Source organism: Aromatoleum bremense, assembly GCF_017894365.1.
GTDB classification, from domain to species: domain Bacteria; phylum Pseudomonadota; class Gammaproteobacteria; order Burkholderiales; family Rhodocyclaceae; genus Aromatoleum; species Aromatoleum bremense.
Window position 1 is genome coordinate 1,350,653 of the sequence record NZ_CP059467.1, and the last position, 23,741, is coordinate 1,374,393.

The following is a 23,741-nucleotide window of genomic DNA, read 5'->3' on the forward strand; positions in this document are numbered from 1 at the left end:
TGACGAGACAACTGGAGGAGGAGTGGCATGGAGCTGTCCGAATGGATAGACCGCCACGCCGGGCTCGTGCCCGGCAAGACGGCAATCCGGTTCCCGGAGCGCGACCTGTCGTACGCGCACCTGGCGGAGCTGGTCGAGCGGCTCGCGTCGGCGCTCAACGCGTCCGGCGTGAGTCATCGCAGCTGCGTCGCGTATCTCGGCTACAACAGCCCAGAGATGCTCGCGGCGCTGTTCGCCTGTGCGCGGCTCGGCGCGCTGTTCATGCCGCTGAACTGGCGCCTGGCGGGGCCGGAGCACCGGCAGCTGCTCGCGGACTGTCCGCCGTCGGTGCTGCTCGTCGAGCCGCGCTTCGTCGCGCAGATCGACGCGTTCCGCGACGCGCTGGCGGGCGTGACGCTGGTCGCGTTCGACGCGCCGCCGCAAGGCTGGATCTCGTACGAGGCGCTGCTCGAGCGCAGCGGTGACGCGGTACCGCGCGACCCGGAAGTCGGGCCGCAGACGCCGCTGCTGATCTGCTACACGTCGGGCACGACCGGCAAGCCCAAGGGGGCGCTGCTGTCGCAGGGCGCGCTGGCGTGGAACGCCGCGAACAGCATCGACCTGCACGAGCTGACCGCCGACGACCGCATCCTGACGACGCTGCCGCTGTTCCACGTCGGCGGGCTCAACAACCAGACGACCCCGGCCCTCTACGCCGGCTGTACCGTGGTGCTGCATCCGAAGTTCGACGCCGACGCGACTTTCGACGCGATCGAGCAGGAACGCATCACGCTGACCGTGCTCGTGCCGGCGCAGCTCGAAATGATGATCGCCCGGCCGCGCTGGGAGACTGCCGACCTGTCGAGCCTGCGCATGATCACGACCGGCTCGACGATCGTCCCTGAGCGCTTGATCCGCGAAGTGCATCGGCGCGGCGTGCCGCTCGTGCAGATCTACGGCTCGACCGAGACCTGCCCGATCGCCGCGTACGTCAAGGCCGCAGACGCGCAACGCAAGGCCGGTTCGGCCGGTCGCGCAGCGCCGCACTGCAGCCTGCGCGTCGTCGGCGATGACGGTCGCGACGTGAAGCCGGGCGCGACCGGCGAAATCCTCGTGCGCGGCCCGAACGTCATGAGCGCTTACTGGAACGACCCGCAGGCGAGCGCCGCGGTGCTGGCCGACGGCTGGTTCCGCACCGGCGACATGGGCCACCAGGACAGCGACGGCTACCTCTGGGTCGACGGGCGCAAGAAGGAAATGATCATCTCCGGCGGCGAGAACATCTATCCCGCGGAGATCGAGAACCTGCTCGGCGAGTCGCCCGACATCGCCGAGGTGGCGGTCGTCGGCCGGCCCGACGAGCGCTGGGGCGAAGTCGTCGTCGCCGTCGTCGTGCCGCTCGAAGGCCGCACGCTCGACGCGGGGCACGTGCTGCAGCTGCTGGAAGGCCGCATCGCCCGCTACAAGCTGCCGAAAGAGGTGGTGTTCCTCGATGAACTGCCGCGCACCGCGCTCGGCAAGGTCAGGAAGGATGACGTGCGCCGGCTGGTCGCACGAAAAACGTTCATGGAGCAGACCTGATGACATTGAAGATCGGAATCGACGTCGGCGGCACCTTCACCGATTTCGTCGTCACGCGCGACGGAGCCGAGCCGGCGATATTCAAGTCGCTGTCGACGCCGGCCGACCCGTCGATCGCGGTCGTGAATGGGCTCGCCGACATCGCCGCGAGCATGGACCCGCCGCTGTCGCTCGAAGCCTTCGCACCGCTGATCGACACGATCGTCCACGGCACGACGGTGACGACGAACGCGACGCTCACCGGCAACGGCGCGAAATGCGGCCTCTTGACGACCGAAGGCGTGCGCGACGCGCTCGAGATGCGCCGCGGCGTGCGCGAGGAGCAATACAACAACCGCTACACGAACGTGAAGCCGCTCGTGCCGCGTTATCTGCGCGCCGGCATCCCGGGGCGGCTCGACCGCGACGGCAAGGAGGCGACGGCGCTCGACCTCGATGCAGTCGCGCAGGCGATCGAACTGTTCCGCCGCGAAGGCGTCGAGGCGGTGTCGATCTGTTTCATGAACTCGTTCGCGAACCCGGCGCACGAACAGGCCGCGGCCGAGCTCGTGCGCCGCGAGCTGCCCGACGCGTACCTGTCGGTGTCCACCGACTTGCTACCGTCGATCCGCTTCTACGAGCGCGTCAGCACGACGGCGCTCAATTCCTACGTCGGCCCGAAGCTCAACCACTACCTCGACCAGCTCGTCGGCCGGCTGAAGGGCATCGGCTTCGACGGCCTGCTCTTGATCATGCAGTCGAACGGCGGCGTGATCTCGCCGCAGCTCGCACGCGAAAAAGCGGCGCTGACGCTGCTGTCGGGGCCGGCCGGCGGACCCGGCGCGGGCCTCTTCTATGTCCGCACGCACGGCCAGAACCGCTGCATCATCACCGACATGGGCGGCACGAGCTTCGAGGCGTCGGTCGCGGTCGATACGCCGATGATCAAGAACGACGGCGAGATCGCGCGCCATAAAATCGCGCTGCCGATGCTCGACATCCACACCATCGGCGCCGGCGGCGGCTCGATCGGCTGGCTCGACGAAGGCGGCCTGCTGCGCATGGGGCCGCAGAGCGCCGGCGCCGATCCGGGACCGGCATGCTACGGCAAGGGCGGAAAACTCCCGGCGACGACCGATGCGAACGTCGTGCTCGGCTACCTCGACCCGGAGTTCTTCGCCGGCGGAAAAATGAAGCTCGACGTCGAGGCCGCGCGCGCCGCGATCGATGAGCACATCGCGACGCCGATGGGGCTCACGGTCGAGGAAGCGGCGGCCGGCATGTACCGCGTCGCGTGCAACAACATGGCGCAGGGCGTGCGCGAAGTGACGATCAAGCGCGGCTTCGACCCGCGCGAGTTCCCGTTCATCCCGGCGGGTGGCGCCGGCCCGATCCACTCGTGCCTGATCTGCGACGAACTCGAGATCCCGCTACAGATCGTGCCGCGCGAGTCCTCCGTGCTGTGCGCGTTCGGCATGCTGATGAGCGAGCTGAAGCACGACTTCGTGCGCACCTTCGTGTCGCGCCTCGACGCGCTCGACTGGCCGAAGCTCGCGCAGATCATCGGCGAGATGGCGTCCGGGGGCGCGCGCCAGCTGACCGAGGAGCGCATCCCGGACGCGCGGCGCCGCTTCGACGTCAAGCTCGACTGCCGCTACATCAAGCAGTACCACGAGGTGTCGTTCGTCGTGCCGGGGAATCTCATCGACGCGCACGACAGCGCGGGCATCGCGCGCGCGTTCCACGCCGAGCACAACCGGCTGTACGGCTACTCGCTCGAGCAGGAGGGGACGCCGGTCGAAGTCATCAACGTGCGCGTGCAGGCGATCGGCGTCACCGACAAGCCGGTCGCGCGCGAGGAACTGTGGGCGGGCGACGACGCGGCGCACGCCCTCAAGGGCCGGCGCGCCGTCTATATCCCCGAGACGAAGGCGTTCCGCGACGTGCCGGTCTATGACGGCCACCGCATGGGCCACGGCAACCGCATCGAGGGCCCCGCGATGATCGAGCAGGAAACCACCGCGATCTTCGTCAGTGCGTCGTACGACTGCGTGGTGGACGCGCTCGGCTCGTTCGCGCTGTTCAGGAAAGGCCGCGAGGACCTCGTGAAATCGTGCATCAAGGACAAGAAGGAGGCCCTGGCATGAGCGCCGTGACTATCGATCCGATCCTGCTCTCCGTCTATGCGCGGACGTTCCGCTCGATCACCGACGAGATGAGCATCTCGATGGAGCAGACCACCCGCTCGCCGATCCTGTGCGAGGCGAAGGACTACGTCACCGGGCTGTACGACGGCGACGGCAACATGCTCGAGCAGACCGAGAACCTGCCGATCCTCGCGTTCTCGTTGGCACCCGTGTGCAAGTACATCAAGGAATACTTCGGCGACGAGATCTACCCCGGCGACGTGATCTTCCATAACGACGTGTTCAGCCTCGGCAACCAGAACAACGACGTCGCGGTGTTCAAGCCGGTGTTCTTCGAAGGCCGGCTGGTCGCCTGGACCGCGGTCAAGGGCCACCAGGCCGACATCGGCGGCAACGTCGCGGGCGGCTACAACCCGAACGCAGTCGAAGTGTGGCAGGAGGCGCTGCGCATCCCACCGGTCAAGGTCGTCGAGAAGGGCAAGCTGCGCAAGGACGTGTGGAACCTGATCTTCGCCAACGTGCGGCTCGACATCGTGCAGCACGACATGAAGGCCGAGATGGGCGCCTGCACGGTCGGCGAGCGGCGGCTGCTCGAGCTCCTCGGCAAATACGGCGTGCCGAGCTACGAGGCGCACAAAGAGGCGCTGTTCGACGCGACGCGCAAGATGATGGAAGCCGAGATCGCGAAGATCCCGAACGGCAGCTACTCGGGCGAAGGCAAGGTGTTCTACGACGGCCGCCACGTCGGCTCCGAATTCACGATCCGCGTCGACATCGAGGTCAAGGACAAGGCCATCCGCTTCGACTATTCGCGCACCGACCCGCAGACCAACGGCTTCGTCAATGGCACCTTCACGTCGAGCGCGTCGGCGACGATCCTGACGCTGCTGCAGATGGTGAACCCGGACATCCCGCACAACGAAGGCATGGTGCAGCCGATCGAGATCGTGATCCCGGAAGGCACGATCCTGAACGCCGCGTACCCGAAAGCGACGACGTTCGGCAACCACCTGTGCCCACCGAACGCCGACGCGATCCAGCGCGCGCTGGCCCCGGTCATGCCGGACCGCGTCACTGCCGGCTGGAACAACCTCCTCGCGAGCCTCACGACCGGCATCGACCCGCGCAACGGCGAGAAATACGTCGATATCGGCTTCATGGGCCTCAAGGGCGGTTCCGGCGCGATGCTCGGCACCGACGGCTACGATCACATCGGCATGATCGACGCGTCCGGCGGCGTGCTCGACCAGGACTACGAGATGTTCGAGCAGCAGACGCCGCACCGCCTGATCCGCCACGAGCTCTTGACCGATTCGGCCGGCGCGGGCGAGTGGCGCGGCGGGCTCGGCGTCGAGACGATCTTCGAGATCGGCTCCGACGACACGCAGCTCGTGACGTTCGGCGACGGCGACTTCGAGCCGGCGTTCGGTCTCTTCGGCGGCGGCAGCGGCGGGCTGAACTTCATCCGCCTGCACTACCCGGACGGCACGACCGTCGTGCCGAAGAACAAGGATCTCATCACCGGCGTGCCGCGCGGCACCGTCTACCACCAGGTCGCGAGCGGCGGCGGCGGCTACGGCGACCCGCAGCGGCGCAGCCGCAAGCTGCTCGCCGAGGAGATCCGCAACGGCGTGATCTCGGCAGAGGCGGCGCGCGAGCTGTACGGCTTCGAACCCGAGGCAAGCGTGTCATGAACTTCGACCTCACCGACGAACAACGCGCGATCCAGGACACGTTCGCGCGCTTTTGCGACGAGCGCATCGCGCCGCAGGCCGCCGCGCTCGACGAGGCGCACGCGTTCCCGCGGGCGCTCTTTCGCGAGCTCGCCGAGCTCGGCTTCTTCGGCATGCGCTATCCCGAGTCCGTCGGCGGTTCGGGGCTCGCGCTGTCCGAGTTCTGCCTCGCGCTGACGGAAGTCGCGCGCGGCTCGATGTCGCTCGCCGGCGCGGTCGCGATGCAGTCGCTGATGGGGACGAAGTTCCTGCACGCGCTGGGCAACGCGGACATCGTCGAGCGTCTCTTCAAGCCGGCGCTCGCCGGCAACAAGATCGGCGCGATCTGCATGACCGAGCCGAACGCCGGCTCCGACCTGGAGTCGATCGCGACGACCGCGACCCGGGTCGATGGCGGCTATCTCATCAACGGCCAGAAGACGTGGATCACGTCCGCGCCGGTCGCGGACTTCTTCACTGTGTTCGCGCGCGCCGGGGACGAGAAAAAACTGACGATCTTCCTCGTCGAGAAGGACTTCCCCGGCATCACCGTCGGGCGCGAGATCCACAAGATGGGCGTGTGGGCGCTGCCGACGTCCGAAGTCGCGTTCGACGGCTGCTTCGTGCCGGACAGCCACCGCCTGTCGAAAGAGGAAGGCGACGGCGAAGGACATTTGAAGAAGACGCTCGCCGAGATCCGCATCATCACCGGCGCGATGGCGCTCGGCGTCGCGCGCGCGGCGCTCTTTGCTGCGGTGCGCTACGCCGGCGAGCGCCGCCAGTTCGGCAAGCCGATCAACCGCTTCCAGGCGATCCAGCTCAAGCTCGCCGACATGGCGACCGGGCTCGAAGCGGCGACCACCCTCGTCCACCGCGCCGCGTGGCTGTGTGACATGAAGCGCCCGCATCACAAGGAAGCCGCGATGGCGAAGCTGTTCGCGACCGAGACGGCCGCAAGCATCTGCGACGACGCGGCGCGCGTGCTGGCGTCGTACGGCTACGCGATGGAATACCCGGTGCAGCGGTATCTGCGCGACGTGCGCTTCACGCTGATCGGCGGCGGCACCAGTGAAATCCTGAAACTCGTCATTGCGAAGGAACTCAGCTCATGAACGATACCGGACAGCGCAGGATCAGGGTCCTGCTGGCGAAGCCCGGCCTCGACGGCCACGACCAGGGCGCGAAGATCGTCGCCCGCGCGATGATGGACGCGGGCTTCGAAGTGATCTACACGGGCCTGCGGCAGACGCCCGAGCAGGTCGGGCGAATCTCGCTCGAGGAGGACGTCGACGTCATCGCGCTCTCCAGTATGGCGGGCTCGCACCTGCCGTTCTGCCGCAAGTTGAAACCGCTGCTCGAAGAGAACGGCCTGCAGGACAAGCTGTGGCTGATCGGCGGCAACCTGCCGGCGCAGGACCACGACGCGCTGCGCGAGCTCGGCTTCAAGGGCATTTTCCCGACCGGCTCGAAGCTCGACGCGATCGTCGCTTATATCCGTGAGAACGTCCGGGAGCACGTCGCATGAACGACCGCGCGCAATCGACGCTGAAAATTGTCACGAACGAATCCGGGCTCGAAGTCAAGCCGCTCTACACCGCGGCGGACGTCGAGGAGAGCGGCGGCACGACGATGCTCGGCGAGCCGGGCGAATACCCTTTCACGCGCGGCATCCACCGCGAGATGTACCGCAAGCAGCCGTGGACGATGCGCCAGTACGCCGGCTTCGGCAATCCGCATGACACGAACCAGCGCTTCAAGTACCTGATCGCGAACGGCCAGACGGGCCTGAACGTCGCGTTCGACCTGCCGACGCAGATCGGGCTCGACTCGGACGATCCGCTCGCCTCCGGCGAGATCGGCCGCGTCGGCATGTCGGTGGACACCTTGCGCGACTTCGAGATCGCGTTCGACGGCATCGACCTCGACCGGATCACGGTGTCGATGACGATCAACGGCGCGGCCGCGATCGCGATCGCGATGTACCTCGCGATGGCCGAAAAACGCGGCTACGACGTCAAGAAGCTGCGCGGCACCGCGCAGAACGACATCCTCAAGGAGTTCATCGGCCGCGGCACATGGATCTTCCCGGTCGAGCCGTCGATCAAGCTCGTCGGCGACACGATCGAGTACTGCGCCGAGCACGCGCCGAAATACAGCCCGGTGTCGGTGTGCGGCTACCACATCCGCGAATCGGGCGCGACCCCGGCGCAGGAGATGGCCTACGCGTTCTGCATCGCGAAGGCCTACGCCGACGAAGTCATCGCGCGCGGCCTGGCGGTCGACGAGTTCGCCGGGCGGCTGTCGTACAACTTCAACATCTTCGGCAACCTGTTCGAGCAGGTGTGCAAGTTCCGCGCGGGCCGCAGCCTGTGGGCGAAGATCATGAAGGAGGAGTACAAGGCCGAAAAACCCGGCTCGATGTGGCTGCGCATGATCGCGGCCGGCGGCGGCGGCGGGCTGACCTTCGAGCAGCCGGAGCTCAACATCGTGCGCGGCGCGTACTACGCACTGATCAGCGCATTGTCCGGCACGCAGACGATGGCGCTGTGCTCGTACGACGAGGCCTACACGATCCCCACCGAGTATTCGGCACGCATCTCGCTGCGCACGATGCAGATCCTCATCGAGGAGATGGGGATGACCGAGACGGTCGACCCGCTCGGCGGCTCGTACTACGTCGAGACGATGACGAACGAGATGCGCAAGAAGATGGAAGAGATCATCGCCGAGACCGACGCGCAGGGCGGCATCGTCAAGCTCGTGTCCGAAGGGATCATCCAGGCGAAAGTCTCGGCGCAGGCGTACCAGATGCAGCGCGACATCGAGTCCGGCAAGTTCCCGAAAGTCGGCGTCAACCGCTACCGCAACGACAACGAGGAAGACCACCCGGTCGAGTTCCACCCGTACAACGAGGACGACGCGCGCGTGCAGGTGGACGGGCTGAACAAGGTGCGCGCCGAGCGCGACAGCGAGCACGTCGCGCGCACGCTCGCAGCCGTCAATGAGGCCGCCCGTGCCGGTGCGAACGTCATGCCGGCGATCGTCGCGGCGGTGAAGGCCTATGCCAGCGTCGGCGAAATCACGAAGGAACTGGTGAAGGTCTATGGCCGCTACCAGGAACCGATCCGCTTCTGAGGAATTGCGAATGACCCCAATCGAACAATATCTCGCGCCGGCCACTCTCGACGAGGCGGTCGGCATCCTGCAGCAGGGCGAAGTCACGATCCTCGCCGGCGGCACCGACGTGATGCCGCAGAGCAAGGCGGGACGGCTCGCGATCAAACGCACGCTGATGAACATCCGCCGCATCCCGGAACTGAAAGGCATCGCGCTCGACAATGACGCGATCCGCATCGGCGCGCTCACGACCATCACCGAGATCCTCAACGACCCGCTCGTCAAGGAATACCTGCCGGTGCTCGCCGAGGCCTGTGACCACTTCGCGAGCGACCAGATCCGCAACGCGGGCACGCTCGGCGGCAACATCGGCAACGCCTCGCCCGCCGGCGACACGCTGGTGCCGCTGCTCGTGCTCGATGCGGCGGTCGAGCTCGCCTCCAAAGCAGGTGGGGCGAACGGCAGCATCGCGACGCGCAGCATGCCGCTCGCCGAATTCTTCACCGGCCCGGGCCGCACGAAGCGTGCTGCAAACGAACTCCTGACCGCGGTGCGCATCCCGCTGCCGAAGCCGGGCCACGTCGCGCGCTTCTTCAAGTTCGGCACGCGCCCGGCGCTCGACATCTCGGCGATCTCGATCGGCATCGCCGGCGTGATCGCCGGCGGCGTGATCTCGGATGCGCGCGTCGCGTTCGGAGCCGTCGCGCCAACCCCGATCCGCGCGGCGCGCACCGAAGAGGCGCTCGAAGGCCGGCGCCTCGACGAGGCGACGATCGAAGCGGTCGCGAGCGCCGCGCGCGACGAGGTCAACCCGATCGACGACGTGCGCGCGACCGCGTGGTACCGCAAGGAACTGATCCACAACATGACGAAAAGGATTCTCGACCATGTCGCTCAAGCATGACATCGGCTTTACCCTGAACGGCGTGAAGAAGCGCGTCACCGTCGACGTCGGCATGACCGCGCTCGACATGCTGCGCGACGTCGTCGGGCTCACCGGCACGAAATACGGCTGCGGCGAAGGCGAATGCGGCGCATGCACGATCCAGGTCGACGGCCTGTCGATGAACTCGTGCCTGATGTTCGCGGTGGACTGCGACGGCCGCGACCTCGTCACGATCGAAGGGCTCGCCGCGGACCCGCGCGCCGACGCGCTGCGCGAAGCGTTCGTCGAGCACGGCGCGGTGCAGTGCGGCTTCTGCACGCCGGGCATGGTCGTGCAGGCCGCCCACATCCTCGCGACGCATCCCGACGCGGACGCCGAGACGATCAAGCGCGGTATCGAAGGCAACCTGTGCCGCTGCACCGGCTACAAGAAGATCGTCGACGCGATCGAATCCGCGTGCTGCGGCGGAAAATGAGGAGCGACGCGATGAATGTTGCAGAGAAGACCCATTTCATCGAGGCCGACACGCTGATCGGCAAGCGCATCCAGAAAAAGGACGCGCCCGAGAAGGCGGCCGGCAAGACGCGCTACATCCAGGACATGGTGCTGCCGGGCCAGCTGCACGCGAAGATCCTGCGCTCGGCGCGCGTGCATGCGCGCATCGTCTCGATCGACACGTCGGCGGCGAAAGCGCTGCCCGGCGTGCATGTCGTGCTGACCGCAGCGGACGTGCCGGACCAGCAGCCGATCGGCGTCGCGCGCGACCACCTGCCGCTCAAAGGCGAGCGCGTGCGCAGCCTGCGCGACGAGATCGCCGCGGTCGCCGCCGACTCCGAGGAGATCGCCGAAGCGGCGCTGAAGCTGATCCGCGTCGAATACGAGGATTTGCCGATCATCAGCGACCCGCAGGACGCGCTGAAGCCCGGCGCGCCGCTGATCCATCCGGAACCGCACGGCGCCGACGGCAAGCACCTGCATCTGAAGCCGAATGCGCCGATCGCCTTCGCCGGCAAGCCCGACAACATCGCGATGCAGTTCGACTACACGCACGGCGACATCGCGCAGGCCGAAGCCGAGTCCGACGTCGTGTTCGAGGACACGTTCAAGCTGCATTACGTGACGCACTGCTGCATGGGCGTGTCGGGCATCATCGCCGAGTTCGACGCGTCCGGGAACCTCCTGATGTACTCGAACACGCAGGTGCCGTTCCTGCACAAGCGCGAGTTCGCCGAATACCTGCACATGGACCCGAGCCGCATCCGCATCATCCAGCCGCCGATCGGCGGCGGCTTCGGCTCGAAGCTCGACATCTACCCGTTCGAAGTCATCTGCATCTTCCTCGCGCGCGCCGCGCAGCGGCCGGTGAAGATGGTGTTCTCGCGCGAAGAGGAGTTCCTCGCGTCGCCGACGCGCCAGCCGGTGCTCTTGACGCTGCGCTCCGGCTGCAAGAAGGACGGCACGCTGACGTTCCGCCAGGTCCACACGCTGCACGACAACGGCGCGTACACGTCGTGGGGTGCGACGACGCCGTTCGTCATGATGCAGACCTTCTCGTCGCTGTACCGCGTGCCCGCGTGCGACTACCACACGACCGCGGTGTACACGAACAACCCGTACGCCGGGTCGTTCCGCGGCTACGGCAACCTGCAGGCGACGTTCGCCATCGAACAGCACATGGACATGCTGGCGGAAGCGATCCAGATGGACCCGCTCGAGTTCCGGCTGAAGAACGCGCAGGACGCCGGCGAAGTCACCGGCCAGGGCATGAAGTTCAAGAGCTGCGGCTTCAAGGAATGCCTGACGACCGCGGCCGAACGCAGCCACTTCCAGGCGAAGCACCGCGACAACATCGCGCATCGCGGCGACGCCGGCCCGGTCAAGCGCGGCATCGGCATCGCGTCGATGCTGCACGTCGGCGGCGGGGCGAAGATCTACCCGTCGGACGGCTGCGGCACGATCCTGAAGCTCGACGACTTCGCCAACGTGACCTTGATCACCGGCGCGTCCGAGATCGGCCAGGGCTCGGAGACCGTGCTGTCGCAGCTCGTCTGCGAGGAGCTCGGGCTGCCGATCTCGGCAGTCACCGTCGTCAACAACGACACCGCGATCACGCCGTGGGACGTCGGCGTGCATGCGAGCCGCACTACTTTCATCGCCGGCAACTCGGCGATCGGCGCGGCGAAGAAGGCGAAGGCGAAGATCCTTGCGGCGGCGGCGAAGAAGCACGGCTGCGACGAGAGCGCACTCGACCTGCGCGGCGGCTTCGTCATCCAGGCCGACACCGGTGAGGCGGTCGTCGAGCTCGCGCGGCTGATGCGCAACCTGCACTTCTCCGACAAGGCCGAGCTCGTCATGACGACCTTCTACTACGAGCCGCCCAGCGTGCATCAGGACAAGGGCTTCAAGGGTGACGTGTCGGCCGCGTACGCGTGGGCGACGCAGGTCGTCGAAGTCGAGGTCGACACCGACACCGGCATCGTGAAAATGACGAAAGTCACCGGCGCGCACGACGTCGGCCGCGTGCTGAACCGCCTGGGGCTAGAAGGCCAGATCGAGGGCGGTGTCGTCATGGGCCAGGGTTACGCGCTGACCGAGAACCTGATCGTCGACAATGGCGTCACGCGCAACCCGAATTTCCGCGACTACAAGCTCGTCACCGCGCCGGAAATCCCCGAGATGGACATCTCGTTCATCGAGTCGATGGACGGCGAAGGCCCGCAAGGCGCGAAAGGCGTCGGCGAAGCGCCGTCAATCTGCATCGCCGCGGCCGCCGCGAACGCGATCTACAACGCGACCGGCGTGCGCATCGTCGCGCTGCCCTTCACGCCGGAAGCGGTGTATCGGGCGCTGCACGGCAAGGCCGAAAAACCGCACTTGCAAGCGTTGAAGGTGACGACGACATGAAAAGGCGCACCGTCCTCTCGATGGAGCAGGCGCTGTCGATGCCGTACGCGACGCTGCGCTTCGCCCAGCTCGGCTGGCGCGTGATCCGCCTCGAATCGACGCCCTCCGGTGGCGGCCTGCCCGGCGACCCGAACCGCTACATCGGCGCGAACGTCGTCGATGACGACCGGCGCACGTATTTCATCGCGCCCAACGTCGGCAAGGAGGCGATCGCGATCAACCTGAAGGAGCCCGACGGCCAGGCGCTGCTGCGGCGCCTCCTCGTCGAGCTCGACGTCGACGTGTTCTGCTGCAACACCGTGCCGCGCCGCTACGCGCAGCTCGGCATCGACTACGAGACGCTGAGCCGCACGAAACCCGACCTGATCTGGGCCGGCATCTCGGCGATGGGACCGGACTACCCGGACGCACCCGGCTACGACCCGGTGCTGCAGGCGATGGCGGGCTACATGGAGCTCACCGGCGACGCCGACGGCCCGCCGACGCTCGCCGGCGTGCCGATCGTCGACCTCAAGGCGGGCGACGAAGTCTTCGCCAACGTCATGCTGGCGCTGCTCGAACGCGCCGAGACGGGCAAGGGCAGCCGCATCGACGTGTCGATGCTGCAGGCCGCCGCGTCGTGGCTCATCACGACGCTGCCGCTGCTCGACTTCGATTGCCAGCCCGCGGAGATCACGCGCTGCGGCAACGCGCACCGCAAGTTCATCCCCACCAACGTCTACCCGACCGCGGACGGTTTCATCTACATGGCGATCGGCAGCGACGTGCAGTGGCGCCGGCTCACCGAGATCCCGAAGTTCGCCTCGCTCGGCGCTGCCCCGCGCGCGACGAACGAGGGGCGCCACAAGGAGCGCGACGCGATCCACCGCGACATGGCCGCGGTGACGACGCGCTTCGCGACGGCGGAGATCGCCGCGGATTTTCGCGACGCGACCATCCCGCACGCGCCGATCCACGACATTCCCGCGGTGCGCGACATGGAGGCGGTGCGCCGCCGCCTGACGACGACGCACACGCCCGGCGGCCGGCTCGTGCACATGCAGCCGATGGCCGTCGACGTCGCCGGCGCGAGCGGCGAACTATCATTTCCGGCCAAGTACGGGCAGGACACCTGCACGGTGCTGCGCGAAGCCGGCTACGCGGACGAGGCGATCGCGCGGCTGCGCGAACGGGGCATTGTCGCGGGGTGAGCGTGCCGCAACGCGCGGCACGCAGCGAAAGGCGGCTCGACTGCAGCGTGTCGAGCCGGCGCGGGCGCTGCACCGGGAGAGGCAGCCCGCGCCGTATTTCCCATGCATCCCGGAAAGCATTTTCCAGCGACAGCGAGGTAAGTCTTCCGAACCCTGAGTTCTTCACGCGCAGCAGCAATCCGGTCTTTTTGGTCCACACCGCAGGAGACAAGAAAACATGAAAATGAAAACGATGCTGATGGTCCTGTCAGGCCTTTTCCTGACAGCATCCCTGCCGGCCCACGCGCAGGTCAGAATCGGCGTGGTTTCGTCCGCGACCGGCCCGACGGCGCTGGTCGGCATTCCGCAGAAGAACACGGTGGCGCTGCTGCCGGCGAAGATCGGTGACCTGACGGTCGAGTACATCGCGCTCGACGACGCGAGCGACCCGACTGCGTCGGTGACCGCGGTCAAGAAGCTGATCTCGGAACAGAACGTCGACGCGATCATCGGGCCCTCCGGCTCGCCGAACGCGATGGGCGTGATCCAGTTCATCGCCGAGGCCGGCGTGCCGCTGCTCGCGCCGGTCGGCACCGCGGCGGTCGTCACGCCGATGGACGACAAGAAGCGATGGGTGTTCAAGACCACCCAGAACGACGACATCATCGCCAGGGCGCTGATGGAGCACATGGTCAAGAGCGGCGTGAAGACGATCGGCTTCATCGGCGTCGGCGACCCGTACGGCGAAAACTGGTACAAGGTGTTCTCCGCGCTCGCCGCGGCGAAGGGCATCCAGATCACCGCGAACGAGCGCTTCCAGCGCCAGGACGCGTCGGTCACCGGCCAGAGCCTGAAGATCCTCGGCGCGAACCCCGACGCGGTGCTCGTCGCCGCCGCCGGCGGCCCGGCGGTGCTGCCGCAGACGACGCTGCGCGACCAGGGCTACACCGGCCGGATCTACCAGACCCACGGCGCCGCGCTGCCGGACTTCCTCAAGCTCGGCGGCAAGAAGGTCGAAGGCACGATCCTCGCCGCGAGCCTGATGCTGGTGCTGCCCGAGATCGCCGACAGCAACCCGTCGAAGAAGGTCGCGACCGAGTACATCGCCGCGTACGAAAAGGCGTACGGCTCGCGGCCGGCGACCTTCGGCGCCAACGTCTATGACGCCGGCCTGCTGCTGCAGCAGGCGATCCCGCTCGCCGCGAAGACCGCGAAGCCCGGCACGAAGGAGTTCCGCGCGGCGCTGCGCGACAACCTCGAGCGGACTACCGAGCTGATCGGTACGCAGGGCGTCTACAACATGACGAAGGACGACCACAGCGGCTTCGACGAACGCGGCCGCGTGCTGATCGCGGTCAAGGACGGCGGCTGGACGCTGGCGAAATAAGCGTCATCGGGGCGGGGCGCTGCGGCGCCCGCCCGTCGCGCCCCTGCCGGTTGCGGGCCCGGTCGATGTGTTGCGCCGGGCGCGTGCTGGCGCAGAACCGCCGCTCACGGATAACCGGCGCTGCGCGTGACCTCGTCCCGCGTCATCGTCAGCCGCACCAAACCCGCCCCCCAGTCGATGTAATCCAGCGCTTCGACGGGGATCAGGACGTGCCCGCTCGCCACCCAGTTGCGCTTGTCGACGAGCAGGTAACCGACGCTCCAGTTCTCGTCGTCGATAAGGAAGTCCTCGACGGTGCCGATCGTGCCATCCATTGCCGCGATGTCGTACCCGACGACTTCGGCGCCGCTGCGCAGATGAGAGCGTTCAGCGGCCTCGATCTCGCGTTCGGCAATGGCTTCCAACTGGCGCCCCTCGTTCCCCGGCTGCAGTTGCGCCGTTCCGAGCAACATGCCGAACGGGCCGCCGGCCCGGCTGTGCGGGCCGTTCCAGTAAGGGTCATCGCGGTAATGGGCGGCATGCGTCATTTCGTAATGTCGCGAGACGGGGTGCCCGGTGTCGACGGGCGGGCTCTTCTCGATCTGCTCGCGGCTCAGGTTCGTCGGAATCGCTTCGCCGCTCCAGGCGCCCGGGCGAATCGCCCGCGGCGAGATCAGCACCTCGCGCCCGCGCAGCCAGTTCCCGGCCCTGACGACAAAATAGCGCACACCCCACCACTCGGCGTCGAAGTACACATCCTCGACGCAGCCGATCGTGCCGTCGGCGGCATCGATCGAGTAGCCCTGCAGCTTCGTAAGTCGATAGAACATCGCGGCCTCCTTTATGCCGCTGGTTGCAGCGAAAACCGCTCCGTCCGGCGGCCACGGTCTCATCATTTGCCGTGCCGGCTCGTTCAGCATCCCTTCGCGGCGCGCTGCTCGTCGCGGACGACGTCGGCAATGTCGTCTGGCACGTGTCCGCCAGCGGTGACGCAGCGGGCGCGAGGACGGCCGGAAGTGGGTGGTGAAGTTCTTTCAAGGCTCTGCAGTTCTTGCCGGACGGCCCCGGGCGGGCCGGCCCCGCCACCCATGTAGACCGTCTACGCTTTCGGTGCCTTCTCGACCTCTGCGCGCGGAATCTTCAGGCGCACTTCGCGCGTCGCCCAGTCGACCTTCGCAACGGTGTCGGTCGGCAGCCGCAGGTGGTCGCCGGACAGCCAGCGCGTGTCGATGACGATATCCGTGATCCTCCAGTCGCTGTCGTCGATGACGAAGTCCTCGACGTGCCCGGCCGGCCCGTCGGTCGCGACAAGGCGGTAGCCGATCACCTCCTCGCTGCTGCGAAGATGCGACTCGCGGGCACGCTGCTCGGCTTCCTTCAGCTCGCGCACCCGCTCGCCGGCGACCTCGCCTCGCGGTGTCGATGTCACCGACGGTCCGCCGCTGACCGGGTGCGGCGACGAACCCCACAGGTAAGGCCCGTCCCAGTAGAACGGGTAGCCGTAGTAGCGCGCGTGCGCTTCCTCGAACTGGCGTGACACCGGCATGTCCTGGTCCGCCCCCGGGCTGTTGCGCACCTGCTCGCGGGTTAGCGCGACCGCGACCTCCTGGTCGTTGCCGGCGTCACGCCGGATCGAGGACGGCGAGATCAGCACCTTGCGCCCGCCCACGCCGTCGTCGCCCGCCTCGACTTCGAGGTAGCGCACCACCCAGCGCGCGTCGTCCAGATACACGTCGCGCACCGAGCCGATCCTGCCGTCGCTGGCGACGAGATGTCGATCGAACAATTCGCCCTTCGCCCTGAGAAGCATGGCTGCCTCCTTGGATTTTGTGGTCGTAGACTGCGATCAGCAAACGGCGTTCCGCGCAGGGCGGGCATCCGGTATCTCGCAACCAGGCGCCGGTCGGGCAAGCCCGGCACGAATCCGGCCATCACCGGCCGCCGCCCCCCCTTCCGGGGGGTACGGAGACCGCGGGATGCGCCAATAATTTGTTTCCCATCCAGCACCGCCGCGAGGGCTCAGCATGGCATTGCAGGAAGCAGCGGCCGGGCAGGCCGTTTCGTTCGGCTCGCTCCGCTGCTGTTATTACCATCATCTGATGAGCGCCTGCGGCCTTGTCGCCGCGCTGCTGCTCGGCGCGATGGCGCTGCTGGTGTGCGCCGACGTCGCCCTACGCAACGTCGGCGGCGGGTCGATCGCGTGGAGCACCGAGATGACCGAGTACATCCTGATGGTCGCGACTTTCGTCGCGGCGCCGTGGCTGCTCTATCTCGGCGACCACATCCGCGTGGACGTCCTCGTCCGCGAGGTTTCGGCGCCCCTGCGGCTGCGCCTCGAACTCGGCACGGACCTGCTGTGCTTCGTCATCTGCGCGGTGCTCGCGTGGCAGGCCCTCGCCGTCGCCCGCGACGCCGCCGCGCAGGGCAGCCTCGTGTTCAAGGTGCTGGTCATTCCCGAGTGGTGGCTGAACATTCCGATGATCTTCGCGTGCACGCTGCTCGCGATCGAGTTCGCGCGCCGCTTCGTCCGCGCGCTGCCAGGCGCCGGAGGCAATTGAAGTGAAACAACCCCCACGCTCACTTTGTTCGAGGAGGGTCGGCTTTGCACAGCCGACCCGTTCGGCAGGCATGGCGCATTGCGCCGCGAAACCCCTGCCTCACCCCCCCAAGGGGGCGCAGGCCTCCCTTGGGGCGGCCCGGCGGGAGGCCTGACATGGAATGGTACTGGGCACTGCTGCTGATGCTCGGCCTGATGTTCGGGCTGATGGCGATCGGCGTTCCGGTGGCGTTCACGTTTCTCGGCGTGAACCTGGTCGGCGCGTGGGTCTTTCTCGGCGGCGAGGCGGGACTCGGCCAGCTCGTGCGTAACTCGGTCGGTTCGATCACCAGCTTCTCGCTGACGCCGATCCCACTGTTCGTGCTGATGGGCGAAGTGCTGTTCCACACCGGCCTCGCGTTCCGCGCGATCGAGGCGATCGAACGCCTGATCGCGCGTCTGCCCGGGCGCCTGTCGGTGGTGTCGGTGCTCGGTGGGACGACGTTCGCCGCGCTGTCCGGTTCGACGATCGCGAACACTGCGATGATGGGCGGCGTGATGCTGCCCGAGATGCTCAAGCGCGGCTATCACCCGACGCTGGCGATGGGGCCGATCATGGCCGTCGGCGGCATCGCGATGCTGATCCCGCCGTCGGCACTCGCCGTGATGCTTGGCAGCCTCGCAGGCATTTCGATCGCGCAGCTGCTGATTGGCGGCATCCTGCCCGGGCTCTTGATGGCCGTCTGCTTTCTCGCCTATGTCATCATCCGCTGCCGCCTCGATCCGCAACTCGCACCGATCGACGAAGCCGCGCCGGTGGCGGGCGCGTGGGCGCGCTGGAAACCGTTCGTGCGCGATGTACTGCCGCTGTTTTCGATCTTCGCCGCGGTCGTCGGCAGCATGCTCGCGGCTGGGCATCGCCGACCGAGTCGGCCGCGATCGGCGCGGTCGCGTCGGTGACCGCGACGATCTGCTACCGCGCGCTGACGCTGCGCGCGCTGCACAAGTCGCTGGTCGAAACCGCGCGGGTGTCGGTCGTGATCCTGTTCGTGCTCGTCGCCTCGACGACCTTCGCGCAGTTGCTGAGCTTCTCCGGCGCGACCAGCGGCCTGCTCGGCGTCATCAGCGAACTGCAGCTCTCGCCGCTGATGCTCGTGCTCGGCATGCTGCTGATCCTGCTCGTGCTCGGCTGCGTGATCGACCAGATCAGCATGATGATGATCACGCTGCCGTTCTTCATGCCGCTCGCGAACGCCGCCGGCATCGACCCGGTGTGGCTCGGCGTGATGATGCTGGTGTCGATGGAACTCGGACTGCTGACGCCGCCGTTCGGCCTGCTGCTGATGGTGATGCAGTCGGTCGCCCCGCCGCCGATCCAGCTGCGCCAGATCTACGCCGCCGCGACGCCGTTCGTGCTGATCGAGGTCGCCGTGCTCGGCCTCATCGTCGCCCTGCCCTGGCTCGCGGTCGGCCTGCCGCGGCTGATGCACTGACCCCGCGGCCCCTTTTCCGGCCCGGCCCGGCCCCGCCCCACCTCCTATGGAGAACGACAAGATGACTCCCACCACCCGCAAACTCGCCATCGGCGCCCTGATCGCACTGCTCGGCGGCGGTGCGCACGCCGCGGAAGTCACGCTCAAGGCGGTCAGCGCCTTCGGCCAGGACACGTTCTTCAACCAGCGCTTCAAGACCTTCGTCGAGAAGGTCAACCGCGAAGGCAAGGGCCTCGTGAAGATCCAGGTCGTCGGCGGGCCCGAATCGATCCCGCCGCTCGAAGTCGGCAACGCGGTGCGCGCCGGCGTCGTCGACTTCGCCAATACCACCGGCGTGTTCCATGCGACGCTGGTACCCGAAGCGATCGCCGGCTCGCTCGCCGAAAAACCGATCGCCGAGCTGCGCGCGAACGGCGGCCATGCGCTGCTCGACCGCATCCACCGCGAGAAGGGCAACATGGTGTGGCTCGCGCGCGTCTCCGACGGGCTGCAATACCACATCTACGCGAACAAGAAGATCAGCGCCGGCGATTTTTCGGGCTTGAAGCTGCGCAGCGTGCCGGTCTATCGCGCGTTCTTCCAGTCGCTCGGCGCGACGCCGCTGCAGGTGCCGCCGGGCGAAGTGTTCACCGCGCTCGAGCGCGGCGTCGTCGATGGCTACGGCTGGCCGTCGGTCGGGATCTTCGATCTCGGCTGGCAGGAAAAGACGAAATACCGCATCGAGCCTGGCTTCTACAACGTTGAAGTCGGCTTCTACATGAACCAGAACACCTGGAAGAAGCTCGACGACGCGCAGCGCGCATTCCTCGAAAAACAGGTCGCGTGGGTCGAGTCGCACAACGTCGACGATCTCGCCGCCGCCGACGCGGAGAAGGCGCGGCAGGCCGCGGCAAAGATCGAGAGCGTTCCGATTCCGGCCGAGCAGGTCGCGCAGTTCCGCAGCCGGGCATACGAGGCCGGCTGGAAAGGCATCGAGCAGGCGAGCCCGCAGCACGTCGCGAAACTTCGCGAGCTGTTCGGCAGCGGCCGCTGAACCGGCGAGCCCGGTTTCGAACCATGGCTGAGCGCTCGTTCAAGAAGGAAGTCGGGCAGCTGCGCATCCCCGCCGGCGAGGAGTTCCGCGGCGAAGGCATCCTCGCGGTGACGAAGGCGCTGCTGCAGTCGGGCGTCGGCTATGTAGCGGGCTACCAGGGTTCGCCGATCTCGCACCTGATGGACGTCCTTGCCGACGCGAAGGACATCCTCGACGAACTCGGCGTGCATTTCGAGGCGAGCGCGTCCGAGGCGACCGCGGCGGCGACGCTCGCGGCGTCGGTGATGTACCCGATCCGCGGCGCGGTGACGTGGAAATCGACCGTCGGCACGAACGTCGCGTCCGACGCGCTGGCGAACCTCGCGTCGGGCGGCGTCATCGGTGGCACGCTGGTCATCATCGGCGAGGACTACGGCGAAGGCTCGTCGATCATGCAGGAGCGCTCGCATGCGTTTGCGATGAAGTCGCAGATGTGGCTGCTCGACCCGCGCCCGAACCTCGAATCGATCGTGCAGGCGGTCGAGGACGGCTTCGAGCTGTCGGAAGCGAGCAACACGCCGGTGATGCTCCAGATGCGCATCCGCTCATGCCACGTGCACGGCCGCTTCATCACGCGCGAGAACCGCCGCCCGGCCTTCACGCTCGCCGAGGCGCTCGAGCATCCGAAGCGCGACGTCGGCCGCATCGTGCTGCCGCCGGCGTCCTTCACGCACGAGCACGAGAAAGTCCGCGAGCGCTGGCCGGCGGCGGTGAAGTTCATCCGCGAACGCAAGCTCAACGAGTTCTTCGACGGCGATTTTTCGGATATCGGCCTGATCCTGCAAGGCGGCCTCTACAACGGCGTGATCCGCGCGCTGCAGCTCCTCGGGCTGGCCGATTCGTTCGGCAACACGCGGATTCCGCTGTACGTGATGAACGTGACGTATCCGGTCATCGACGCCGAAGTGCTCGAATTCTGCGAGACCAGGCGTGCCGTGCTGCTGATCGAGGAAGGCCAGCCGGACTTCATCGAGCAGAACCTGCACGCGATCCTGCGCCGCGCGGGCTGTGCGACCGCGCTCGCCGGCAAGGACGTGCTGCCGATGGCCGGCGAATACACGACCGAAGTCATGCGCGACGGCATCCAGGCCTTCCTCGCCGCGCACGCGCCGCACGCCCTTGCCCCCGCGCCGACCGCAGTGGCCTCCCCGCCGCAGCCGGCCGCCGTGCCGCTGCGCTTCCACCCGAAGATCGCGGCGCTCGCGACCGTCGTGCCGGCGCGCCCTGCGGGGTTTTGCACCGGCTGCCCGGAGCGGCCGATCTTCGCCGCGATGAAGCTCGTCGAGGCCGACCTCGGCGAACACCACATCTCGTGCGACATCGGCTGCCACCTGTTCTCGATCCTGCCGCCGTTCAACCTCGGTGCGACGACGATGGGCTACGGCCTCGGCGCGGCGTCGAGCGCGGCGTTCAACGTCAAGGGCGGCAGGCGCTCGATCTCGGTGATGGGCGACGGCGGCTTCTGGCACAACGGACTGACCTCCGGAATCGGCAACGCGGTGTTCAACAAGTACGACGGCGTCATCGTCATCGTGGACAACTTCTACGCCTCGGCGACCGGCGGCCAGGACGTCCTGTCGTCGCGCGCCGACAACCCCAACCGCGCGACGAACAATCCGATCGAGGCCGCGGTGCGCGGCGTCGGCGTCAAGTGGCTGCGGGTCATCGACCGCACTTACGACGTCGCACGGCTGCGCGACGCGCTCGAAGAGGCGCTGACGACACCGGAGCCGGGCCCGAAAGTCATCATCGCCCAGTCCGAATGCATGCTGAACAGACAGCGCCGGGTGAAGCCGCTTTTCAACAGTGCGGTGAAGGCCGGAGAGCGCGTCGTCAAGGAGCGTTTCGGCGTCGATGCGGATGTCTGCAGCGGCGACCACGCCTGCATCCGCCTGTCAGGCTGCCCGTCGCTGACGTTGAAGGACAGCGGCGACCCGCTGAAAGAAGATCCGGTCGCGCACGTAGACAGCAGTTGCGTCGGCTGCGGCAACTGCGGCGAAGTCGCCGATGCGGCTGTGCTGTGCCCGTCGTTCTACCGCGCCGACATCATCCACAACCCGACGCGGCGCGACCGCCTGCTCGCGCGCGTGCGCGGCGCGGCGATCGGCTTCCTGCAACGCCGTCGCGCCGCGCGTCTCGCACGCTGCGCGCTGTGAGGAAACCATGATGAACCGCATCACTCTTCACCCCGGCACGCCGATCAGGATCGCGATCCTCGCGATGGGCGGCCAGGGCGGCGGCGTGCTCGCCGACTGGATCGTCGAGATGGCCGAGCGCGCCGGCTGGTGGGCGCAGACGAGCTCGGTGCCGGGTGTCGCGCAGCGCACCGGCGCGACCGTCTATTACCTCGAACTGCTGCCCGAGTCGGCGGCGCAAGCCGCGGGCCGGTCGCCGGTGCTCGCGATGATGCCGACGCCCGGCGACGTTGATCTCGTCGTCGCCGCCGAGCTGATGGAAGCCGGGCGGGCGATGCAGCGCGGCCTCGTGACGCCGGACCGCACGACGCTGATCACCTCGACGCACCGCAGCTACGCGGTCGCCGAGAAAGCCGCGCCGGGCAACGGCATCGCCGACCCGAACAAGGTCGTCGACGCGGGGCGTGCGGCGGCGAAGCGGCTGCTGTGCTTCGACCTGCAGCAGATGGCCGAGCGCGCCGGCAGCGTGATCTCGGCGAGCCTGTTCGGGGCGATCGCGGGCGCCAATGCGTTGCCGTTCGCGCGCACCGCGTTCGAGCAGACGATCCGCGAAGGCGGCGTCGGCGTCGAGGCGAGCCTGCGCGCCTTCGCCTTCGGCTTCGACGCGGCCGCGCAGGCTCCCGCGGACGTTGCGCCGATCGACACGTCGCGCCCGCCGCCGCAGGTGCCGGAGCGCGCGGCCAACCCGCAGGCGCAGGCGCTGCTCGACGCCGTGACACGCGACTTTCCGGCGGTCGCGCAGCCGATGCTCATCGCCGGCCTGCGCCGCCTGATCGACTTCCAGGACATCGCCTACGCTGCCGAATACCTGCGCACGCTGGGCACCTTGCGCGAGCTCGATGAACGCAGCGGCGGCGCGAACGACTGGGCGCTGACGCGCGCGGCCGCCCGGCACGTCGCGGTCGCGATGAGCTACGACGACGTGATCCGCGTCGCCGACCTCAAGACGCGCGGCAGCCGCTTTGCGCGCGTGCGCGACGAGGTCGGCGCGAAACCCGACCAGCTCGTCTACACGACTGAATTCATGCACCCGCGCCTCGAGGAAATCTGCGGCGCGTTGCCGGCCGGCCTCGGTCGCCAGCTCGAGCGCTCGAAAGCGTTCAGCAGCTTCGTCCGCCGCCATGTCGAGAAAGGCCGTCGCGTGCGGAGCGGAACGCTGATGGGGTTCCTCGCGCTGTACTGCGCGGCCGGCATGCGCCGGTTTCGCCGCGGCACCTTGCGCCATCAGGTCGAGACCGCGCATCTGCGTGACTGGCTGGCCCGCGCGACGCGCATCGCGCCTGCCGACTACGCGCTCGCCGTCGAGGTGCTCGAGTGCCGCCGGCTGATCAAGGGCTACAGCGGCACGCACGACCGCGGCGACAGACGCTTCACCCACCTGATGGACGCCGCCGACCAGCTGCTCGGCCGGGCCGACGCCGCCGCGACGCTGCACCGGCTGCGCGAGGCGGCGCTCGCCGACGAGGAAGGCCAGGCGCTCGACGCCCAGCTCGCGGGCCTTCTCCGCGGGCCTTTCACGCCGCTGGAAGAAACCCGCCGGCCGGGTTATGCCGCGGCCTGAGGCACCGCGGATCGAAAGCCGCTCGGCCACGCGCCGCCGTCATG

Annotated in this window: 19 protein-coding genes; 17 read left to right on the forward strand and 2 right to left on the reverse strand. The window is 67.7% G+C overall.

The features are described from left to right. Window positions 1–27: 27 nt before the first annotated feature. The 11 genes from pbN1_RS06440 to pbN1_RS06490 all read left to right on the forward strand — a co-directional run bounded on the left by pbN1_RS06440 (window position 28) and on the right by pbN1_RS06490 (window position 14,861). Window positions 28–1,560 carry an acyl-CoA synthetase gene (locus pbN1_RS06440; protein WP_169202958.1) on the forward strand — a complete coding sequence of 511 codons (1,533 nt, stop codon included), beginning with the start codon at window positions 28–30 and terminating at the stop codon, window positions 1,558–1,560. Next, complete coding sequence (locus pbN1_RS06445; protein WP_169202957.1) at window positions 1,560–3,686, forward strand: hydantoinase/oxoprolinase family protein; 2,127 nt, start codon at window positions 1,560–1,562, stop codon at window positions 3,684–3,686. The genes pbN1_RS06440 and pbN1_RS06445 overlap by 1 nt, the downstream gene beginning before the upstream one ends. Further along, window positions 3,683–5,380, forward strand: a complete 1,698-nt coding sequence (locus tag pbN1_RS06450) for a hydantoinase B/oxoprolinase family protein (RefSeq protein ID WP_169202956.1) — start codon at window positions 3,683–3,685, stop codon at window positions 5,378–5,380. Before pbN1_RS06445 ends, pbN1_RS06450 begins: the two co-directional genes overlap by 4 nt. Beyond that, window positions 5,377–6,510, forward strand: a complete 1,134-nt coding sequence (gene iaaF / locus pbN1_RS06455) for a benzylmalonyl-CoA dehydrogenase (RefSeq protein WP_169202955.1) — start codon at window positions 5,377–5,379, stop codon at window positions 6,508–6,510. The genes pbN1_RS06450 and iaaF overlap by 4 nt, the downstream gene beginning before the upstream one ends. Continuing rightward, complete coding sequence (locus pbN1_RS06460; protein WP_169202954.1) at window positions 6,507–6,923, forward strand: cobalamin B12-binding domain-containing protein; 417 nt, start codon at window positions 6,507–6,509, stop codon at window positions 6,921–6,923. The genes iaaF and pbN1_RS06460 overlap by 4 nt, the downstream gene beginning before the upstream one ends. Next, window positions 6,920–8,533, forward strand: a complete 1,614-nt coding sequence (locus pbN1_RS06465) for an acyl-CoA mutase large subunit family protein (RefSeq protein ID WP_169202953.1) — start codon at window positions 6,920–6,922, stop codon at window positions 8,531–8,533. Before pbN1_RS06460 ends, pbN1_RS06465 begins: the two co-directional genes overlap by 4 nt. Before the next feature lie 10 nt (window positions 8,534–8,543). After that, on the forward strand, window positions 8,544–9,419 hold the full coding sequence (locus pbN1_RS06470; protein WP_169202952.1) for an FAD binding domain-containing protein: 876 nt from the start codon (window positions 8,544–8,546) through the stop codon (window positions 9,417–9,419). Continuing rightward, the gene (locus pbN1_RS06475; RefSeq protein ID WP_169202951.1) at window positions 9,403–9,876 is read left to right on the forward strand and encodes a (2Fe-2S)-binding protein; all 474 of its coding nucleotides are present in this window, start codon (window positions 9,403–9,405) and stop codon (window positions 9,874–9,876) included. The genes pbN1_RS06470 and pbN1_RS06475 overlap by 17 nt, the downstream gene beginning before the upstream one ends. 11 nt (window positions 9,877–9,887) lie before the next feature. Then, entirely contained in the window at window positions 9,888–12,305 is a 2,418-nt protein-coding gene (locus pbN1_RS06480) for a xanthine dehydrogenase family protein molybdopterin-binding subunit (protein ID WP_169202950.1), read from the forward strand. Then, on the forward strand, window positions 12,302–13,495 hold the full coding sequence (locus pbN1_RS06485) for a CaiB/BaiF CoA transferase family protein (RefSeq protein WP_169202949.1): 1,194 nt from the start codon (window positions 12,302–12,304) through the stop codon (window positions 13,493–13,495). Before pbN1_RS06480 ends, pbN1_RS06485 begins: the two co-directional genes overlap by 4 nt. A gap of 217 nt (window positions 13,496–13,712) precedes the next feature. Then, on the forward strand, window positions 13,713–14,861 hold the full coding sequence (locus tag pbN1_RS06490) for an ABC transporter substrate-binding protein (RefSeq protein ID WP_169202948.1): 1,149 nt from the start codon (window positions 13,713–13,715) through the stop codon (window positions 14,859–14,861). Between the two features lie 104 nt (window positions 14,862–14,965). Here pbN1_RS06490 and pbN1_RS06495 read toward each other — a convergent pair whose 3' ends face one another. Both pbN1_RS06495 and pbN1_RS06500 read right to left on the reverse strand, forming a co-directional pair. Further along, window positions 14,966–15,670, reverse strand: coding sequence for a PRC-barrel domain-containing protein (locus pbN1_RS06495; RefSeq protein ID WP_169202947.1), 705 nt, complete (start codon window positions 15,668–15,670; stop codon window positions 14,966–14,968). A 269-nt stretch (window positions 15,671–15,939) separates the two neighbouring features. Then, a complete protein-coding gene (locus pbN1_RS06500; protein WP_169202946.1) occupies window positions 15,940–16,650 on the reverse strand; it encodes a YlmC/YmxH family sporulation protein in 711 nt (236 codons plus the stop codon). Between the two features lie 214 nt (window positions 16,651–16,864). On the opposite strand from pbN1_RS06500, the gene pbN1_RS06505 reads away from it, so the two are divergent. The 6 genes from pbN1_RS06505 (at window position 16,865) to pbN1_RS06525 (ending at window position 23,697) form a co-directional block, all read left to right on the forward strand. Then, window positions 16,865–17,398: a TRAP transporter small permease gene (locus pbN1_RS06505; RefSeq protein ID WP_169202945.1), complete on the forward strand. Its 534-nt coding sequence runs from the start codon at window positions 16,865–16,867 to the stop codon at window positions 17,396–17,398. Between the two features lie 155 nt (window positions 17,399–17,553). Next, a complete protein-coding gene (locus pbN1_RS20930) occupies window positions 17,554–18,336 on the forward strand; it encodes a TRAP transporter large permease subunit (protein ID WP_280516177.1) in 783 nt (260 codons plus the stop codon). Continuing rightward, a complete protein-coding gene (locus pbN1_RS20935) occupies window positions 18,333–18,869 on the forward strand; it encodes a TRAP transporter large permease subunit (protein ID WP_280516178.1) in 537 nt (178 codons plus the stop codon). The genes pbN1_RS20930 and pbN1_RS20935 overlap by 4 nt, the downstream gene beginning before the upstream one ends. 61 nt (window positions 18,870–18,930) lie before the next feature. Then, window positions 18,931–19,902, forward strand: coding sequence for a TRAP transporter substrate-binding protein DctP (gene dctP / locus pbN1_RS06515; RefSeq protein ID WP_169203807.1), 972 nt, complete (start codon window positions 18,931–18,933; stop codon window positions 19,900–19,902). 23 nt (window positions 19,903–19,925) lie between these two features. Next, window positions 19,926–22,097 (forward strand): ferredoxin family protein, encoded by a 2,172-nt coding sequence (locus tag pbN1_RS06520; protein ID WP_169203806.1) that lies wholly within the window; start codon window positions 19,926–19,928, stop codon window positions 22,095–22,097. Window positions 22,098–22,107: 10 nt separating this feature from the next. Beyond that, a complete protein-coding gene (locus pbN1_RS06525) occupies window positions 22,108–23,697 on the forward strand; it encodes an indolepyruvate oxidoreductase subunit beta family protein (protein WP_169203805.1) in 1,590 nt (529 codons plus the stop codon). Window positions 23,698–23,741 lie beyond the last annotated feature (44 nt).

Excerpts from the sequence above, each read along its gene's own strand:
- pbN1_RS06440 (WP_169202958.1), top strand. The coding sequence starts at position 28 with ATGGAGCTGTCCGAATGGATAGACCGCCACGCCGGGCTCGTGCCCGGC.
- pbN1_RS06445 (WP_169202957.1), top strand. The coding sequence starts at position 1,560 with ATGACATTGAAGATCGGAATCGACGTCGGCGGCACCTTCACCGATTTC.
- pbN1_RS06450 (WP_169202956.1), top strand. The coding sequence starts at position 3,683 with ATGAGCGCCGTGACTATCGATCCGATCCTGCTCTCCGTCTATGCGCGG.
- iaaF (WP_169202955.1), top strand. The coding sequence starts at position 5,377 with ATGAACTTCGACCTCACCGACGAACAACGCGCGATCCAGGACACGTTC.
- pbN1_RS06460 (WP_169202954.1), top strand. The coding sequence starts at position 6,507 with ATGAACGATACCGGACAGCGCAGGATCAGGGTCCTGCTGGCGAAGCCC.
- pbN1_RS06465 (WP_169202953.1), top strand. The coding sequence starts at position 6,920 with ATGAACGACCGCGCGCAATCGACGCTGAAAATTGTCACGAACGAATCC.
- pbN1_RS06470 (WP_169202952.1), top strand. The coding sequence starts at position 8,544 with ATGACCCCAATCGAACAATATCTCGCGCCGGCCACTCTCGACGAGGCG.
- pbN1_RS06475 (WP_169202951.1), top strand. The coding sequence starts at position 9,403 with ATGTCGCTCAAGCATGACATCGGCTTTACCCTGAACGGCGTGAAGAAG.
- pbN1_RS06480 (WP_169202950.1), top strand. The coding sequence starts at position 9,888 with ATGAATGTTGCAGAGAAGACCCATTTCATCGAGGCCGACACGCTGATC.
- pbN1_RS06485 (WP_169202949.1), top strand. The coding sequence starts at position 12,302 with ATGAAAAGGCGCACCGTCCTCTCGATGGAGCAGGCGCTGTCGATGCCG.
- pbN1_RS06490 (WP_169202948.1), top strand. The coding sequence starts at position 13,713 with ATGAAAATGAAAACGATGCTGATGGTCCTGTCAGGCCTTTTCCTGACA.
- pbN1_RS06495 (WP_169202947.1), bottom strand. The coding sequence starts at position 15,670 with ATGTTCTATCGACTTACGAAGCTGCAGGGCTACTCGATCGATGCCGCC.
- pbN1_RS06500 (WP_169202946.1), bottom strand. The coding sequence starts at position 16,650 with ATGCTTCTCAGGGCGAAGGGCGAATTGTTCGATCGACATCTCGTCGCC.
- pbN1_RS06505 (WP_169202945.1), top strand. The coding sequence starts at position 16,865 with ATGGCATTGCAGGAAGCAGCGGCCGGGCAGGCCGTTTCGTTCGGCTCG.
- pbN1_RS20930 (WP_280516177.1), top strand. The coding sequence starts at position 17,554 with ATGGAATGGTACTGGGCACTGCTGCTGATGCTCGGCCTGATGTTCGGG.
- dctP (WP_169203807.1), top strand. The coding sequence starts at position 18,931 with ATGACTCCCACCACCCGCAAACTCGCCATCGGCGCCCTGATCGCACTG.
- pbN1_RS06520 (WP_169203806.1), top strand. The coding sequence starts at position 19,926 with ATGGCTGAGCGCTCGTTCAAGAAGGAAGTCGGGCAGCTGCGCATCCCC.
- pbN1_RS06525 (WP_169203805.1), top strand. The coding sequence starts at position 22,108 with ATGAACCGCATCACTCTTCACCCCGGCACGCCGATCAGGATCGCGATC.